The sequence below is a fragment of the Bradyrhizobium sp. sBnM-33 genome, assembly GCF_032917945.1.
Lineage (GTDB): Bacteria > Pseudomonadota > Alphaproteobacteria > Rhizobiales > Xanthobacteraceae > Bradyrhizobium.
On record NZ_CP136624.1, the window covers coordinates 5,688,288 to 5,704,678 of the forward strand.

Genomic DNA, 16,391 nt, shown 5'->3' on the forward strand with positions numbered 1-16,391 from the left:
TCGACATGCTCGTTGCGCGTCAAGTCAGGCATATCCTCCGTTAATGCATCAGGCGCGGCACGATAACCGATACCGCCAGCAATGCGCCGAGGCTGCTCACCACGGACAATTTCATCCGGGCCGTCCTGGCGTCGGTAATCGGGAGTACGAAAAAGAAAACCATCGCAACAGTGAGCACGCCGTAAAGCAGGTACATAGTCGATCCCTCCGTTAGCGCCACAATGGGCAGAAGGAGCCGGTTGCGTATGTGTAGGGGATCACGCCGGTGACGCGGCGCCGCCCGACGACATCCGTCTGAAAGCACAGCGGCGACCAAACGCAGCGAAATCACCCGTCCGCGTGGGACGCAATTTCGACAATCTTGCAATTTTACGCTTTTGGTTGTTCTAATCGCAACGTGAGCGTGCGACACCGGTTTGATCAAAATTCGAGAGAAAAAGAAATGCTCGGGAAGTTTCTGCGCGACGAGGGCGGCGCCACCGCAATCGAATACAGCCTCATTGCCGGGTTTATCGCCTTGGCCATCATCGCCGCCGTCGGAATGACCGGCGAAAGGCTCGTAACGCTATTCGAGAGTCTTATTACCGCGTTGACGCTTTAGGTTTGCGATTAAGATGTCACGCCGAAGGTGCGAATGGCGAGCTCTACCAACATCCAGCGCATTAGCCAGCGAAAGCCAGAACAAGCACTAACGCGGCAACGCCGTTAAGCCCTGCCAAAAATATCGCCCGGCGAGCGGGAGTGCTCAGCACAATATTGCCTCCCCGCGCCTGTTCGGCTGGTTAGGGAGCCTGTTGAGCGGGACCTTCGCGCACCATGGCTACGCGATCCAATAAATTGCTGTTCCAACGACAACGAGAGCAATGGCACCAGCTACCAAAGCCCCGAGTTTTCGCTCGGACTTTGTAGGCAAATCTTCCCGCGCCGCATTCTCTTCAGCGGGATCTTGTTTCATGCGACACCTCTACAGATTCAAAACCGGCGTAGCGGTTTCGTTCCTCGGAACCCAGGTTCGAAATTTATCGACAGGAGGACGAGAGCAACGGGTTCGCGAGCGCGTTGGTTTGGCGAGCTCTCGAGTGCATCGCCCTTGATCTTCGCCCAAGCGGGGCATCGTCCCGCAGCCTGACCGCTGCGCGACGAGCGCTTCGCATTCGCCTGCATCGATGGCCTTCTGAGATCACGTAGCTCTCAGTGCGAACGGCTGCGAACGAACCCGCACTTTATCCGCACGTTATCGGTGACCTCTGGTGCACTTTGCTGCTATTTTCCGCCCGAACCGCCCAACGCAAACAAGATGTCTGAACGTTCTCAGGAGGACAAGAAACATGCGCTATCTCCACACCATGCTGCGCGTCCGCAATCTCGATACCGCGATGAAGTTCTACCGGGATGCGCTGGGGCTGAAGGAAGTACGCCGGGTCGACAACGACAAGGGCCGGTTCACGCTGGTGTTCCTGTGCGCGCCGGAGGACGAAGGCCTGCTCAGGGCCGCTCCCCAGAACCGCGGTGCGCCACTGGTCGAGCTCACCTATAATTGGGACGAGGAGAAATACGGCGAAGACCGCTATTTCGGTCACCTCGCCTACGAGGTCGACGACATCTACGCGACCTGCGACCGCCTGATGAAGGCGGGCATCACCATCAACCGGCCGCCGCGCGACGGCAACATGGCTTTCGTCCGCTCGCCGGATCTGCATTCGATCGAGCTGCTGCAGAAGGGCGAACCGAAGCCGCCGGCTGAACCGTGGACCTCGATGCCGAACACCGGTCACTGGTAGGCCTTGTACAACTTCTTCATCCACGTCCGTCATTCGAGCTACCGGCTCGTGACCAGAGCGGACGCGCCATTTCCTGACCAGACAAGCGAAAGCGAATGGCGGCTGACGCGTAGCCGCCATTCCGACGACGTCAACGCCGAAGTGCGCGAGGCGCTCGACCGTGACGGCTACTCGCTGTTTCGGATTGGACTGTCGCTCGCGGAAATCCCAAAACCTTAAAACGTTCCTGCGCCCGGGTTCTTTTCCGGGCAGGAACCACCCCTCGCACGCCGAGTTTTCTCCTCGAATACCTTTGAGGAGGAGACGATGGGACGAGGAATTCTGCTTTGGTTGCTGGGCGTGCCTATTCCGGTGATCATTCTGCTATGGCTGTTCTTCGGCCACTAACCGGCCGACGCCACGAGTAATGCGAGAAGCGGGCTCTGTCGCACTGCGGCAGAGCTCAATTTTATTGGCTCGGGACCCGCGCGAACGGGCGCTTTTTCTCTGATCTTCGGCTATTAACAGCCAATCAGAAAAACAGCGGGAGCAACGGGTGACCGACAACAACAAACAACAATTCACCATCTGGGGCCGTGCCAATTCGGTCAACGTGCAAAAAGTGCTGTGGTGCCTCGCCGAACTCGACCTCGCTTATCAGCGTATCGATGCCGGCATGCAGTTCGGCAAGAACAGCGAGCCTGCCTATCTGGCGATGAATCCGAACGGCCGCGTACCCACGCTGGTCGATGGCGACTACGTGCTATGGGAGTCTAATTCGGTAATGCGTTATCTCTGCATGGCCCATGGTGAGGGCTCGCCGATCTACCCCTCGCCGCCGAAGGCGCGCGCCGGCGTCGACCGCTGGCTCGATTGGACACTCTCGACGCTGCAGCCGGTCGACCGGCCGGTGTTCTGGGCGTTGGTGCGCACGCCCATCGAAAAGCGCGACATGGTCGCGATCCAGAAGGATGTCGATGCCGAGGCCGTGGTGTGGCGGATCGTCGAGGCGCAACTGGCGACACGGCGCTTTATCGAGGGCGATCAATTCACGATCGCCGACATCGCGCTCGGCGCCTTTGCGCGGCGCTGGTTCGGCGTCGAAGGCGTGACAAAACCGAAACTGCCGAACCTCGAACGCTGGTTTTCGCAGCTCGCCGCCCGGCCCGGCTTTGTGCGGTTCATCGCGCCGCCGATGACGTAAGCGCGAATCTACTCAACGCGAGCCGCCGGACACCCCCACTCCAACGCTCACCGCGCCGCCGATTTTCATGCAGGTGTTGGTGCCTTCGATTCTGACGAAGCCCGCGCCGTATTCCGCGCATGCATTGGCCGAACTTGGGCGCTTCAGCGGAAGCGACTTGCCCGACGCGGGGGCTTTGTCGAGCCTCTGAGGACGGGGTTGTTCCGCAACCGCGGCAACCGAAGACAGCGCCACGGCGATCACTATCAGGAGGAATTTTCGCATCCCGCCTTTTATCGCTCCTTGCGGATCAGTGCCAGATTAGCGGATGAACTTGATGCCGACCGATTTGCCGCGGCGCCACACCACTTCGCAGCGGCGCCCGGTCCTGGCGTCGCGCGAAAACGCCAAACGCAATTTCGCCGGCAGCGTGTTGGGATCGTCGATCGTGACCTTCGCCCCCGTCGTGGACAGATCCTGCACCACGCATTGGCGGGCGGCAAAACCGCCTTCGAGCGTGATCCACCCCGGCTGACTCAATGATTTGCGCGCGTCGCGCTTCTTGCTTGATAGCAAAGCCATGTCGAAAAGCCCCCCAAGACAGCCCTACACCATGCGGCTTTAGAATCCGTTGCTCGGCGCGGCGTGTCTCGTCGTGCGGTCGGGACGCTGATGGAAGCGCGAAACGGCCGCAGAACGCCTTTCCGGGCGGCTTGCCCACCCGCTCAAACGCCACTATACGTTCGCCCGTCGCCGCCCCCATCAAACATGGAAAGCCGGCGGCCAACATGGCCCATCAAGCATTAACACCTTGATTTTCCTGTTGTTCTTGCTCCCTTCGTCTATCGGTTAGGACGCCACCCTTTCACGGTGGAGAGAGCGGTTCGATTCCGCTAGGGAGCGCCATCACGTTGCCACCAAATTCAAGGCCCAAGCCGACCACGTTCGAGGCTTAAGGCAACCATTTTCGCAGCCCAGGTTCCAATCGTCCGCAGGTTCCGGCAAACGGACTGTGGCGCGTAAGTAAAAAGGGACAGGGAAATGGATACGGCTGCCATTGCAATCACAACTTGTGTCGCGCTTTACCTCGCGCTGCGCTTTACGTTGCGATGCTACTTTCCGCCGGATACCTGACGGAGTTCGTCAGGAGTTTCTGGGATCATCCTCTGCGGGAAAACTCGAAATGCGGCGTCGTCCGCGGGATCGAGTTGCCGAAGACCGAAATAGACATTCTTGATCAATGCGTGAGGTTACTTCTGGTTGATTTCGTTCGCGTAGGGGAACGCCAAGGCCATTCGCGTTGCCCTGCCCCGCAAAGCCCCTTCGCGCGTGGCTTGCCTTCTCCCGAGTGAATGCAGGCGTTCACTCGGGGGAGCCGGTACGCAATATCGCAAACAGCTGTATGGCGGGGAGCCCCACTGCGAGGTAGCCCCATCGCATTCAGATCAGCAAAATTGTGTATCTATTCTGGTAGCGGCATTTAATTACACGACACCATCGCGCCAAATTAAATGGACGCAACCGATTCCAGCGGGCACCGATACATCCACACTGAGCGGTCAAATGCGGCTGCCAGATCGCCTCGGCACAACTTGCGATCGGTTTAAATTAATTTGTCGATCGGTAAAATAGTAAAGCAAATTTACTTTACTAGCTATTAATAAATGGTAGGTTCGGGAAGATCTGGCACATTGGGGCCAGCGAAGAATAAGATCTATTGCGTATTTTCAGTTTGTCGCAGGGGTATCACACCATGATTAATTCACGCGGAATATTGGCGGCCGCATTCGTATCGATTGCCGCTGTTTCATCAAGCCCGGCGCATGCTACGTTCGTCCTCCAGGACCCGGCCATCACCGCACCTCTTTTGAACTTTGACGCCGGGTGCAGCAATTGCAACACGACCACCGGGCACGTTGCTGGATATCCGTCGATCCTCGTCACCGCGACATCGATTGGCAATACTGATTTTTCAAACGGTGTGGCTACCGTCTCGACAGTGAACGGGCGCAACCCGCCGCTGTTTACTACGCTTACGTTCACATTTAGCGACGTATCGGTATTCAACGCCTTTTCTTTCCAGGCCCAGTTCGACAAAAAACAGACGGGCGACACCACTGACATTACGTTGACATGGTACGACCAAAATAACGTCAGTGGTATTATACCGTTCTTGAACGTGGACACAAATGGCCTAACACCTTCACTCGGAATTCATTCTCTCGATGGTCAGACGCTTTCAAAGATCGTCATTTTTGACCCCGAAGGCTTCAGCCAGTTGAAGCAGTTCGCTTTTGCAGGAAACGTGGCGCCGGTGCCGGAACCATCCACCTGGGCAATGATGATCCTAGGCTTCGCTGGAGTCGGGTACATGACCTATCGGCGGAGGCGCCAAGCGACCGCTCTGGCTTAAATCCGCGATCAGTTTCTTGTTGAAACGCCGCCCTAGGGCGGCGTTTCCTTTTAAAGCGCCTGGTTTAATCGGGGATCAGCTTTCATGCTCCTTGGGGAGCGACATGAGAGACAGCAAACTAAAGCAAATGTCGCTCGACGACCTCTGGGACCTGCACGAAAGGCTCGGCGCAATCCTGAGCGACAAGATCGAGCACGAGAAGACGAAACTCGAACAGCACTCGATCAGTTGGCTCGCAAGGTTACGGAATTAATCGCCCGCAAGCCCGGAGCGCCGACCATACCCGAAGGCGGAGCCAAAATTTCGAAACCCCGACAATTCCTTAGAGACGTGGTCGGGCCGAGGTAAAACGCCGCGCTGGCTCTCCAAACTGATTGCGGCTGGAAGAACCCTTGATGAGTTCAGGATCCACAGGGCGGGACGCTGGATAGTCTGCGCATCGAGGCGTTCGCCCCCAGCATGTAGGGCTATCGCATATGGAATTCCGCAAGTCTCTTCCGCGGCTTGGGAAGGGCCTACCGGCCGCAGAACCGCAGCCCGCTCCGGAATCGGAAGGAGAACAAAACGGAATCGGCGTGCAAATGGCGAACCCGCACATTCGATGCGTACCCCGACCAAGTATCGCTACCGCGCGGTTTTTTTCATATGCGATTGCCCTACCCAAACATGGGGAGCGCACCCGTGTGGCTTCGGCTTGCTGATGCGCTTTGGCCTACTCGCCTTGGAGCAACCGTTGGGAACACTGTATGGATCGAGATCCCTGCGCGAAAGAACTCGCTAAACTGAAAGAGGGGCTCGCGAAAAGCATCAGTTCGACGCTTCCGAAGCCCGCGTCGGATACCCATCGACCGCAACCAAAGTTCATTGTCTGGCTCTCCGCATGACCGAAAGTCATTCCGTGATCGGCATGCGGCGAGGCCACCTCTCCTAACTTCGCCGACGAGACCTTCGATCAATCTCTGACGCAAGGCGTCTTCGGTTCGCTCAGCCGCACGGTCGAGTTTCTCTGGCGCGCCGCCAGCCGGGATTGCTCGCGCAACACGTTCCACTCCGCACCAAGAGAACGACTTCCCTTCGATGAGATTGAACGATTAAGGTTGTCTCACAAGAGCCTCAATCGACGACACACGTTTTGCGGAAAGAATGCGCGGTTGCACGTGCAAGGAGAAGGCCAGAATCACCGCTGGCGCGGTGACGGCACTCATCATCGTGGCGTGGCTTGCCGTTGTGGCATTGGCGCTGCTGTCCGCGTGATGGATAAACGTGGCTGGCGACGCGGCAGGAACTTTGTTCTACTCCGAGAACGGTAACAGGAACTTTGTTCTACTCCGGAGAACTACGGAAAGCATGGCTGACATTTCCTCGCGCGTCGATGGCGACCGTGTCCTCGCCGATCTCAATGCGCTGCGCGCCATCGGCGCCTACAAGACCGGCGTTCACAAGCCGACCTTTTCTGAACCGCATCTGCGCTCGCTGGCGTGGCTGGTGCAGCGGCTTCCCCAGGCCGGCCTCGCGGGCGAGATCGACGGCATCGGCAATGTCCTCGGCATCAGCGCGAAGCCCGGGCCAAAACTGCTGGCGGGGTCGCATCTGGAAAGCCAGAACCATGCGGGCTGGCTTGATGGACCGCTCGGCGTGGTCTATGCGCTCGAAGCCGCCCGCCTCATCAATCCCGATCCGAATATAAACGGTGCCGTCGAAGTCGCTTCATGGTGCGACGAGGAAGGCCATTTCGGACACTTCCTTGGCAGCCGGTCCTATGTCGGTGGCGTCACCGAAGCCGATATCGATGCCGCGCGCGACCGCAACAATGACAGGAGCATGCGTGAGGCGTTAGGTGATGCAGGCCTGGCCGGCCGCGCCCGCGCGCAGTGCGAACAAGGGCGGCATATCGGTTATCTCGAAGCCCATATCGAACAGGGCGAGACACTCGAAAGCAGCGGTCTCAAGATCGGCATCGTCACGTCCATCGTCGGAATCTGGCAATACCGCATCACCTTCACGGGTGAACAAAATCACGCCGGCACCACGCGGATGGCCATTCGCAGGGACGCGGGCCTCGCACTCGCCAGGTTTTGCGTCGCTATCGACGATCGTTTTCCCGCCGCCAGCGGCCCGCGTACGGTGTGGACCACCGGCCGCATCACGCTCGACCCCGGCGCGCCCAGCATCATCCCGGGAGCGGCGGAAATGCTGTTCCAGATTCGCGACGACGATCCTGCCGTGATTGCGCGGCTGGAGGAGCTGCTCAACAGCATGGCCGCGGAGGTCAACGCCCAGAGCCGCTGCACTGTTGCGGTGGAGCGCATCCGCACCGGGACCCCCGCGCGGATGGATGCCTCGTTCCAGCAGGCCATCGAGGCTGCCAGCACAGCTTTTGCCGACGGCAAATCACTCCGCATGCCGAGCGGCGCCGGCCATGACGCCCAGATTCTCTCAACCATCATGCCGGCCGGCATGCTGTTCGTGCCCTCGATCGGCGGCATCTCCCATCACTGGACCGAGAACACCGCCGACGCCGACATCGTCACTGGCGCAGAGGTCTTTGTTGACGCCTGCCGGCGGCTGTTGGCGCAATGAGGCGACGCGAGAAGCGACATGGTTGCTGAAACCAGGCCGGCCTATTCGATCAGGGACATTCCGGCCAGCGTATGGGTACTGGGCTTCGTCTCAATGCTGATGGACATCTCGTCGGAGATGATCCACGCCCTGCTGCCGATCTACCTGGTCTCCGTGCTCGGCGCATCGATGGTGACGGTCGGCGTCATCGAAGGCATCGCCGAGGCGACCGCCTCCATCACAAAGATATTTTCCGGCGCGCTCTCGGACTGGCTCGGAAAACGCAAATGGTTAGCAGCCATCGGTTACGGTCTCGCGGCCTTCACCAAGCCGGTATTTCCGCTTGCGCCAACCGTCGGCTGGCTGGTGGCCGCGCGTTTCGTCGACCGGATCGGCAAGGGCATTCGCGGCGCCCCGCGTGATGCGCTGGTGGCCGATCTCTCGCCGGCCGATCTGCGCGGCGCGAGCTTCGGGCTGCGCCAATCGCTCGATACGATCGGCGCTTTCGTCGGTCCCCTGCTCGCCATCGCCCTGATGTGGTGGACATCGGACAACTTCACGGCGGTGTTCTGGGTTGCCGTAATTCCTGCCTTCCTGGCGCTGGCCCTGATCGTTCTCGCCGTGCGTGAGCCGGACCGGCCGCACGCGCTGCGCACCGTTCGTAATCCGATCAGCATGGCCGAGATCAAAAACCTCGGAACAGCCTATTGGTGGGTGGTAGCGGTCGCGGGCGTGTTCACGCTGGCGCGCTTCAGCGAGGCCTTCCTCGTTCTGCGTGCCCAGAATGTCGGAGTGCCGATCGCGCTCGTGCCAGCCGTGCTGGTGGCCATGAATATCGTCTATGCCCTCGCGGCCTACCCTGCTGGTGTCATCTCGGATCGCATGGGCCGCACGGCCGTGCTGGCGAGCGGCATACTGGTGCTGGTTGTGGCCGACATCGCATTGGCGTTGCTGCCGTCGGTGGGCGGTGTTGCGCTTGGTGTCATTCTCTGGGGCCTGCACATGGGACTGACGCAGGGACTGCTGGCCGCGCTTGTTGCGGATACCGCGCCGGCCGAGTTGCGTGGCACGGCTTACGGATTCTTCAACCTGCTCGGCGGCGTAGCGATGCTCGCGGCCAGCGTCATTGCCGGCGCACTCTGGGACATCGCAGGGCCGCAGGGCACGTTCCTGGCAGGCGCCGGCTTCGCGCTGGTCGCGCTGGCGGGATTGCTGGTGGTACAGGGCAAGATCGGCCAACGGACAGCGGCCTGAGCGGCGCCGGATTCGGCCGGGTTCCTTGGTGACAAGGAGTCGCGTCTGACTTTCTTGCAAACGGCTAGGTTTGCGGCCATTTACGCTCGCACGAGGTAAAGTTCCCCAGATGTTGCTGCTGCAGGCTCTCCCTACATCGATCGGCGTTGCCGCGATCGCGCCGGCGTTGCTGGTGCTCTGGCTCGTCATTGCCGCGGACGAGCGCCCCGGCCCACCCGCGCGGGTGTGGCTCGCTTTCGTACTCGGAGCCGCCAGCATTTCTCTGTTGGGCATTGCGCGCGCCCCGTTTGCTGCGATCCTCGCGGTGCCGGGAAATCCCTGGATGACGCAAGGTCTGCGTTCGATCTTCGGGGTCGCCGCGCCCGAAGAGATCGTGAAAGTCCTCGTGATCATTCTAGTGTCATTGCCGGTGCGCCGCCGTGCGTTTGCCGACCCAATGGACACGGTGGTCTACGGTGCGGCCGCAGGCCTCGGCTTCGCGGCCTACGAAAACCTCGCTTATCTCGTGCAACACGCCGACATGTGGCGGTCGCTGGCCGCCTTGCGCAGCGTGTTGACGGTACCGTTTCACGGCGCGCTCGGCATCATCGCAGGCGCCTATATCGCGATCGCCCGCGCCGGCACGGCGCTGGGCGCACATCGCCATCATCGCGACTGGGCGCGGATCTCGAGTTGGGCGCTGGCGCTGTTCGCGCCGGTCGCGCTGCATGCGGCATTCGATTTTCCGCTGCTGACGCTGCAGAAACATCCCGATCTCGGCCCTAACGTGCGAATGCTGCTGGGGGCGGCGAGCCTGCTCATCGGCTTCAGTTCGATCGGGTTTGCCATCCGGCTGGTACGGCGCGTCGGCCGCCATCATGCGCCGCGCACCGAGATCGCGCGTGAGCGGCTGAGCCAGTTGCGGCGGATGTGGGCCCTGCTGCTCGTGGGCAGCGGTGCGGGCTTCGCGGGCGCGGCTTTCGTCCTGACCTCGCTTCATCACTGGTTCGTCAATCCGCAGCGCAATGCGTCGCTGCTTCTCGTTCCGCTCGGCATGACCTCCATCCTGATAGGCTTGGCGCTGTTGCTGGCCACGTCGGCGGTCTATGTATTTGGCCGCAATCGCATCAGAACGTCCTCCGACGGATTTTCGTCCGCGCCTGAGCCGAGCTGAGCGTCATCCTTCCGTCGTTGACCTCGCTCGAAAAGCCCGGCGAACAATTGTTACCCGGAGGCGGCGTACTGGCTATATTGGACACTCGGCGCGGCAGGCATCGGGAGTTTCCAATGGCCCAAGATGTTCCCCCTGATATCGGCAAGCTGCAGTCCGAAATGAACGCCGCGGTGAAGACGCACTGGAAGGCCTCCCTGTTCGAAGGCATCGTGCTCGCCCTGCTCGGCTTGGCTGCGATGATCGTGCCGCCGCTCGCAAGCCTCGCCGTTACCATCTTCCTCGGCTGGATGTTTCTGATCGGCGGCATTGCCGGGCTGTTCGTCACTTACTGGGCGCGGCAGATGCCGGGCTTCTGGTGGTCGCAGTTTTCGGCGGCGCTGGCCATTCTCGCCGGCGGGATTTTGCTGGCGCGGCCAGTGCAGGGCGTCCTCACGCTCACCATCGTGGTCGGCGCGTATTTTCTCGCCGAGGGCGTGGTCACCATCATGTACGCGCTGGAGCACCGCCGTGAATTGTCGGAGCGCTGGTCCTGGCTGCTGATCGCAGGCGTGATGGACCTCCTGATCGCGTTCATCATTGTCGCCGGGCTGCCGGGTTCGGCGGAATGGGCGATCGGCCTCCTGGTTGGGATCAATCTCGTGCTCGGCGGCGCGTCACTGCTCGGCATAGCGCTCGCGGCGCGCAAATCCTGACGCCGCCGATTATGGGATGACAAGACCCGGCCGGTGCGCTATAGAGCCCGCCATGATCATGCTCGCCGCCAGCAACTTTTGGTATTTTAGCTACGACAGCTCGCTGGCGGTGGGAGGATCGCGCTCAATCTGACGAATTGAAGCAAGAAGTCCGAACAGCCGCCAAACCTGGCGGCTTTTTTGTTGGCCGGCAGGTTTCCTAGAAACAGGAGCCACAGCCGTGTTGAGCACCACCGACGACCTTCGAATTTGCGAACTGAAAGAGCTGAGTACGCCGCAGGAGGTAATGGGTGAAATACCGCGCACCTTGACCGCGACGCGCGTCGTGATGGCGGCGCGCAATGCCATCCACGCCATCCTGCACGGCACCGATGACCGCCTTCTGGTGGTCGTCGGCCCCTGCTCGGTCCACGATCCCGCCGCGGCCGTTGATTACGCCGAGCGGCTCGCCGCGCTGCGCGAAAAGCTCTCCGACCGCCTTGAAATTGTGATGCGTGTCTATTTCGAAAAGCCGCGCACCACAGTCGGATGGAAGGGACTGATCAACGACCCCAATCTCGACGGCTCCTTCGACATCAACAGGGGCCTGCGGCTCGCCCGCAACGTGCTGTCGGCGGTGAGCAATCTCGGCCTGCCGGCCGGGACCGAATTCCTCGACATGACGACGCCGCAATACATTGCCGACCTGATAGCATGGGCGGCGATCGGGGCGCGCACCACCGAGAGCCAGATCCATCGCGAGCTCGCTTCCGGTCTCTCCTGCCCGGTCGGCTTCAAAAACGGTACCGACGGCAATATCCGCATCGCGGCCGATGCGGTGAAGTCGGCCTCGCATCCGCATCATTTCATGGCGGTCACCAAGGGCGGACGCTCGGCGATTGCGGCAACCACCGGCAACGAGGACTGCCACATCATCCTGCGCGGCGGTAACAAGCCGAACTACGACCGGGAAAGCGTCGATGCCGCTTGCGTCGAACTTGCCCGCGCCGACGTGGCGCCGCGTATCATGATCGACACCAGCCACGCCAACAGCAACAAGAAGCCGGAGAACCAGCCGCTGGTCGTCGCCGACATCGCGCGCCAGATATCGGAAGGCGAGCAGCGCATCACCGGCGTCATGATCGAGAGCAATCTGGTCGCCGGCCGCCAGGACGTCGTGCCGGGCAAGCCGCTGACCTATGGGCAGAGCATCACCGACGGCTGCATCGACTGGGAGACGACGGTATCTGCGCTGAACGTGCTGGCCGATGCGGTGCAGACGCGGCGAAATGCGCAATCGGGGAACTTCCGGGAGGAGCGCTCGGCCTCGAGAGCGTGATGAAATTAGATTTGATTGCGACCACCAAGAAGGTGCGCTCCCTCTCCCGCTTGCGGGGGAGGGCTGGGGTGGGGGTGTCTCCGCGGGCGACACTGCCCGAGTGGAGGGAGCCCCCACCCGGCGCTTCGCGCCGACCTCCCCGGCAAGCGGGAGAGGTGAAGCGCGTCTGCGGCCCAATCGATCTAACCAAAAATCATCATGCTCTAGCCGCTCGAGTCGAATGATAACGCCGCTGGGCACGCGATCGGCGCGCCCTGCTTCCGTTTCAATAGAGCTGCGAGCTCCATGGGGAAATCGCAATCTGGATTACTTTCCGGAAAACGCATGCCTTTTCGGCGCGCGGCTTGACGTCCGCTCACCTGACAAGGAGACGTCGCACACCCATCAAAATTGACCGCCTGTGGCGTACTTCACGTATCGCGCTCAGCATTATTGTCTCGCCCCGGGGGCTTTGTCTTGAACGAGGCTCTCATGAGACGATTTCCGAGCAACCTGAGTGCGAGCGAGCTGCGTGCATACCGCCGGTGGACTGCGGGTCTATACCTGTCATATTTGGCTGCCATCATCGTCGCGTTTGGCCTCACCTTCGCGAACAGGCCGGCAGGCGACCCGAGGGCATCGAACGAAACCCAGACGGCACGCTCAAAAGCAACGCCAGCAGCTATCGACGTTGCTGCCAAGGATGATCCTGCCACTGCCAGACCTGCAACTAAGCCGTAGTCCCCGCGGTGCCACTTATTTGAACAACATTTTTTTGGAATAATGCGATGGTCAACTTAGTCTTCCAGTTGCAGTTCTTCTTGCTCCCATTTCGGCGTTTGCTGCCGCCGACCAAACACGCGTTCAGCTTTGCTGGGCAATGGGAAAGCACGACCATACGATCTACTTCGCCGAAGTGGAAAATCGCGAGGATCGCCAGGCGAGCTTTGATACGCTGCTTGAGCTTTCGGGCATAGATCACCACCCGGTGAAATGCAGCACAGCAGATTCTACAGCGCATCGCTTGACGCGCGCTGAACTATTGGAGAATTGGTTGCAGTCCGAGTTCGAAATCGTGAACACGACGTTCTTGTCGGATCTGGACTACTGAGCCGTGCGCGCCCTAACAGCCGCGGCAGATGCTCTTGATCTTGCGGTCGAGCGCTGCGTTTTCCTTGCTCAAGGGATCGTTCGGGTCGGGCTGGTTCTTTTCGGGCACATCGCTGCGGCGGGGTTGACGGTGTCCGATCGGCGCTTCCGGAATCCCTCCGGCACTCGGGCTATTCTTTGGCATCGTCGACGTTCCGCCCTGCGCGAACGCAGCAGGCATGCCGATCAGGACCATCAGCGCGACTGACAAGATTGTTCTTTGCATCCCGATTCTCCGCCTTTTAGACTCACTTATCGTGTCCGTTCGGGCACGTCGATCGTTGCACAGTTTCGCCGTCCCTGCGCGGCGCAGTCCTGTGCCTTTCGTACATCGGCCATGGTACCGAGCAACGAGATTCCGGCGGCCACCAGCAGCACGAAGAAGCCGAGCAGAACGGCGTTTTCGATTCCGCGGTGGCCTTCGTCTTCCAGCTGCTCCCGTTTCTCCTCGCCGTTCTCCGTCATCGCCGATCACGGCTTTGGCGGATAGAAGTGAACGTCTCCGCAATAGTCGACGATACGATACTGCGCTTCCGAGGATAATTCACATTCCCCGGAACTTGCATGCGACAAATAATTCGGTCCAATCGGCGCCTTTCCATGGCCGCCGGGAATGTCGAGCACGTAATCCGGCTGGCACAGGCCCGAGACGCGGCCGCGCAAGTTGCGCATCAGTTCCCGTCCCTCCGCAATGATGGTGCGCAGATGCCCGGTCCCCGGCGCCAGATCGCCATGATGCAGGTAATAGGGCTTGATCCGGTTTTCAACGAAGGCCCGCATCAGTGCTTCCAGCGTCGCTGCATCATCATTTACGCCGCGAAGCAGCACCGTCTGGCTCACCAGCGGAACACCGGCGTCAGCCAGCAGCGCGCAGGCGGCGCGGGCCTCGCCCGAGAATTCGCGCGGATGATTGGCGTGAACGGCGATCCAGGTCGTTGCGCCCTCGACTTTCAATGCCTTGATCATGTCGCCATCGATGCGCGCAGGCGCAGCCACCGGCACGCGGGTGTGGATGCGAATGATCCTGACGTGATCGATGGCGGCGAGGTCCGTCATGATCTCAGCCAACCGTCGCGGCGACAACATCAGCGGATCACCGCCGGTCAGGATGACTTCCCAGATTTCCTTGTGCTCACGGATATAATTCAACGCGTCGCGATAGGCGGCTTCCGACAGCGCCGTTGCCTTGCCCGGGCCGACCATCTCGCGGCGGAAGCAGAAGCGGCAATACACCGCGCAGACATGCACCAGCTTGAGCAGCACCCGATCGGGATAGCGATGGACGATGCCGGTGACCGGCGAATGCGCGTCGTCGCCGATCGGATCGGCATTCTCGCCCGGCCCGTTCATCAGTTCGAGCGCGCTCGGAATGAATTGCCGCGCGATCGGATCGTCCGGATTTTCCGTGTCGATCAGGTTGGCGATATCAGGCGTCACCGCGATGGCGTAGCGCGCGGCGACCCGCTCGAGGTCGGCGAGATCGGCCGTCTTCGCCAACCCCCGCTCGATGAGATCGGCGGGCTGCCGCAGCGTTGCCAAAAGTTTCGGATCGATCCTGTTCATGTCTCTCCTGCCGGTGGCGTCCACACCACCTGGTCCACCCGCAGCGCGCCGCTTGCCAGCATCACCAGCCGATCGAAACCGAGCGCGACGCCGCTCGACGGCGGCATCGCGGCAACCGCTGCGAGAAAATCCTCATCCAGCGGATAGCGCTCGCCGTAGCGCCGCTCCTTCTCGTCCATATCAGCGGCGAAACGGCGGCGCTGTTCGGCGGCATCGGTCAATTCGCCAAATCCGTTGGCGAGTTCGACGCCGCAGGCATAGACCTCAAAACGTTCGGCGACGCGCGGATCGGACGCCTTTGTCCGAGCCAGCGCGGCCTCCGGCGCCGGATATTCGAACAAGACAGTCAAACGCCCCTGCCCCAGATTCGGTTCGACATGTTCGACCAGCACTTTGCTGAAAATATCCGACCAGGTGTCGTCATCGGTGATCCGCACCCGCGGTTTTGCTGCCGCCGCAAGCGTCGCGCGATCGCCCTCGCCATTGTTGATGGTGGCCAACAGATCGACTCCAGCAAAGCGCTCGAATGCGGATGCCACCGTCAGCAGTTCCGGCTCGGCGAAGGGATCGGCCGTTCTGCCCCGGAACGAGAACTGCCCGATCCCGGTCGCCTGCGCTGCATGTACGATCACGTCGATGGTGTCGGCCATAACAGCATCATACCTTGCGCCGGCACGATACCATTCCAGCATCGTGAATTCGGGCAGATGCAGATCGCCGCGCTCGCGATCGCGGAACACGCGCGCCAATTCGAAGATCTTGGCTTCACCGGCGGCGAGCAGTTTCTTGGCGGCGAATTCCGGCGACGTTCGCAGATAGCGCGTCGCGCGCGTGCCATCATGGCCCATGATTTCGGTGCGCGGGGCATGCAAATGCGTCTCGTTGCCCGGCGAGACCTGCAGGATGCCGGTTTCCACCTCAGTAAAACCCTGCTCGTCGAACCAGCCTCGCACTGCCGTCGTGATCGCGGCTCGCGCCGTCAGGAACGGCTTGCGATCGGCATGCCGCGCGGCCGACCACCAAGGCGAGAGCTGGCCGGTATCAACCATCGCAGGCGGTTCCGAATCCACCGGCATCCTCCGCGGAGCCAATCAAGGTGTTCAGGGAATCGGTAAATACCATTGATATTGTTGACTTTCTTTGAGTCGGATACGGCGAGCCGGAGGAAGCGGCAAGATCCAATTCCAGCTCGGCCATTTCATGTCGAAAGACGCTCTCCTTGTCCATTCGCCCGATCGATGTCGACGCATGCCGCTGAAGCCGCGGGTCTTCGCGAACCGCCTAAGACATTACCTCCAAGCCCATCAGCAACGGTCGGTCCCATCGTTCAATTGCTTGCCAGCCTCATCATGCAACGGGGCAAAATCC

The 16,391-nt window shown here is 60.8% G+C and carries 21 protein-coding genes, 1 tRNA gene and 1 pseudogene; 14 read left to right on the forward strand and 9 right to left on the reverse strand.

What is annotated here, in order from left to right:
* Positions 1–40: 40 nt before the first annotated feature.
* A complete protein-coding gene (locus RX328_RS26610) occupies positions 41–196 on the reverse strand; it encodes a hypothetical protein (protein ID WP_213247280.1) in 156 nt (51 codons plus the stop codon).
* A gap of 246 nt (positions 197–442) precedes the next feature.
* On the opposite strand from RX328_RS26610, the gene RX328_RS26615 reads away from it, so the two are divergent.
* Positions 443–601 (forward strand): Flp family type IVb pilin, encoded by a 159-nt coding sequence (locus tag RX328_RS26615; protein ID WP_213247282.1) that lies wholly within the window; start codon positions 443–445, stop codon positions 599–601.
* A gap of 219 nt (positions 602–820) precedes the next feature.
* On the opposite strand, the gene RX328_RS26620 is transcribed toward RX328_RS26615, so the two are convergent.
* Entirely contained in the window at positions 821–955 is a 135-nt protein-coding gene (locus RX328_RS26620; protein ID WP_283772334.1) for a hypothetical protein, read from the reverse strand.
* 373 nt (positions 956–1,328) lie between these two features.
* Between RX328_RS26620 and RX328_RS26625 the strand changes: the two genes are divergently transcribed.
* The 3 genes from RX328_RS26625 to RX328_RS26635 all read left to right on the forward strand — a co-directional run bounded on the left by RX328_RS26625 (position 1,329) and on the right by RX328_RS26635 (position 2,964).
* The gene (locus RX328_RS26625) at positions 1,329–1,781 is read left to right on the forward strand and encodes a VOC family protein (protein WP_213247284.1); all 453 of its coding nucleotides are present in this window, start codon (positions 1,329–1,331) and stop codon (positions 1,779–1,781) included.
* A 48-nt stretch (positions 1,782–1,829) separates the two neighbouring features.
* Positions 1,830–2,000 carry a hypothetical protein gene (locus RX328_RS26630; RefSeq protein WP_213247286.1) on the forward strand — a complete coding sequence of 57 codons (171 nt, stop codon included), beginning with the start codon at positions 1,830–1,832 and terminating at the stop codon, positions 1,998–2,000.
* A gap of 316 nt (positions 2,001–2,316) precedes the next feature.
* Positions 2,317–2,964: a glutathione S-transferase family protein gene (locus tag RX328_RS26635; RefSeq protein WP_213247288.1), complete on the forward strand. Its 648-nt coding sequence runs from the start codon at positions 2,317–2,319 to the stop codon at positions 2,962–2,964.
* Between the two features lie 12 nt (positions 2,965–2,976).
* Here the strand turns inward: RX328_RS26635 and RX328_RS26640 are convergent, their stop codons facing one another.
* A complete protein-coding gene (locus RX328_RS26640; RefSeq protein WP_213247290.1) occupies positions 2,977–3,228 on the reverse strand; it encodes a porin in 252 nt (83 codons plus the stop codon).
* A gap of 36 nt (positions 3,229–3,264) precedes the next feature.
* Positions 3,265–3,525: a PilZ domain-containing protein gene (locus RX328_RS26645; RefSeq protein ID WP_409410726.1), complete on the reverse strand. Its 261-nt coding sequence runs from the start codon at positions 3,523–3,525 to the stop codon at positions 3,265–3,267.
* A 249-nt stretch (positions 3,526–3,774) separates the two neighbouring features.
* On the opposite strand from RX328_RS26645, the gene RX328_RS26650 reads away from it, so the two are divergent.
* The 10 genes and pseudogenes from RX328_RS26650 (at position 3,775) to RX328_RS26695 (ending at position 13,422) form a co-directional block, all read left to right on the forward strand.
* Positions 3,775–3,849 (forward strand) — tRNA-Glu (locus RX328_RS26650).
* 847 nt (positions 3,850–4,696) lie between these two features.
* Positions 4,697–5,356, forward strand: a complete 660-nt coding sequence (locus RX328_RS26655) for a PEPxxWA-CTERM sorting domain-containing protein (RefSeq protein WP_213247292.1) — start codon at positions 4,697–4,699, stop codon at positions 5,354–5,356.
* A gap of 103 nt (positions 5,357–5,459) precedes the next feature.
* Positions 5,460–5,609: a hypothetical protein gene (locus RX328_RS26660; protein ID WP_312017947.1), complete on the forward strand. Its 150-nt coding sequence runs from the start codon at positions 5,460–5,462 to the stop codon at positions 5,607–5,609.
* A gap of 96 nt (positions 5,610–5,705) precedes the next feature.
* A pseudogene (locus tag RX328_RS26665) lies at positions 5,706–6,137 on the forward strand (hypothetical protein); the annotation flags it as partial.
* A 566-nt stretch (positions 6,138–6,703) separates the two neighbouring features.
* A complete protein-coding gene (locus RX328_RS26670; protein ID WP_213247294.1) occupies positions 6,704–7,936 on the forward strand; it encodes a Zn-dependent hydrolase in 1,233 nt (410 codons plus the stop codon).
* 18 nt (positions 7,937–7,954) lie between these two features.
* Positions 7,955–9,169, forward strand: a complete 1,215-nt coding sequence (locus tag RX328_RS26675; protein WP_213247296.1) for an MFS transporter — start codon at positions 7,955–7,957, stop codon at positions 9,167–9,169.
* 109 nt (positions 9,170–9,278) lie between these two features.
* Entirely contained in the window at positions 9,279–10,322 is a 1,044-nt protein-coding gene (locus RX328_RS26680) for a PrsW family glutamic-type intramembrane protease (protein WP_213247298.1), read from the forward strand.
* A 113-nt stretch (positions 10,323–10,435) separates the two neighbouring features.
* Positions 10,436–11,014: an HdeD family acid-resistance protein gene (locus tag RX328_RS26685; RefSeq protein ID WP_249726077.1), complete on the forward strand. Its 579-nt coding sequence runs from the start codon at positions 10,436–10,438 to the stop codon at positions 11,012–11,014.
* Between the two features lie 220 nt (positions 11,015–11,234).
* A complete protein-coding gene (locus RX328_RS26690; protein WP_213247300.1) occupies positions 11,235–12,332 on the forward strand; it encodes a 3-deoxy-7-phosphoheptulonate synthase in 1,098 nt (365 codons plus the stop codon).
* Positions 12,333–13,191: 859 nt separating this feature from the next.
* On the forward strand, positions 13,192–13,422 hold the full coding sequence (locus tag RX328_RS26695) for a hypothetical protein (RefSeq protein ID WP_213247302.1): 231 nt from the start codon (positions 13,192–13,194) through the stop codon (positions 13,420–13,422).
* Between the two features lie 12 nt (positions 13,423–13,434).
* Here the strand turns inward: RX328_RS26695 and RX328_RS26700 are convergent, their stop codons facing one another.
* The 5 genes from RX328_RS26700 to RX328_RS26720 are packed head-to-tail and all read right to left on the reverse strand — an operon-like array spanning position 13,435 to position 16,250.
* Positions 13,435–13,686: a hypothetical protein gene (locus RX328_RS26700; RefSeq protein ID WP_213247304.1), complete on the reverse strand. Its 252-nt coding sequence runs from the start codon at positions 13,684–13,686 to the stop codon at positions 13,435–13,437.
* Positions 13,687–13,712: 26 nt separating this feature from the next.
* Positions 13,713–13,925, reverse strand: coding sequence for a hypothetical protein (locus RX328_RS26705; protein WP_213247306.1), 213 nt, complete (start codon positions 13,923–13,925; stop codon positions 13,713–13,715).
* Positions 13,926–13,931: 6 nt separating this feature from the next.
* Entirely contained in the window at positions 13,932–15,023 is a 1,092-nt protein-coding gene (locus RX328_RS26710) for a lysine-2,3-aminomutase-like protein (protein WP_213247308.1), read from the reverse strand.
* Positions 15,020–16,099 (reverse strand): EF-P lysine aminoacylase EpmA, encoded by a 1,080-nt coding sequence (gene epmA / locus RX328_RS26715; RefSeq protein ID WP_409410727.1) that lies wholly within the window; start codon positions 16,097–16,099, stop codon positions 15,020–15,022. The genes RX328_RS26710 and epmA overlap by 4 nt, the downstream gene beginning before the upstream one ends.
* On the reverse strand, positions 16,065–16,250 hold the full coding sequence (locus RX328_RS26720) for a hypothetical protein (protein WP_213247310.1): 186 nt from the start codon (positions 16,248–16,250) through the stop codon (positions 16,065–16,067). Before RX328_RS26720 ends, epmA begins: the two co-directional genes overlap by 35 nt.
* Positions 16,251–16,391: the final 141 nt, after the last annotated feature.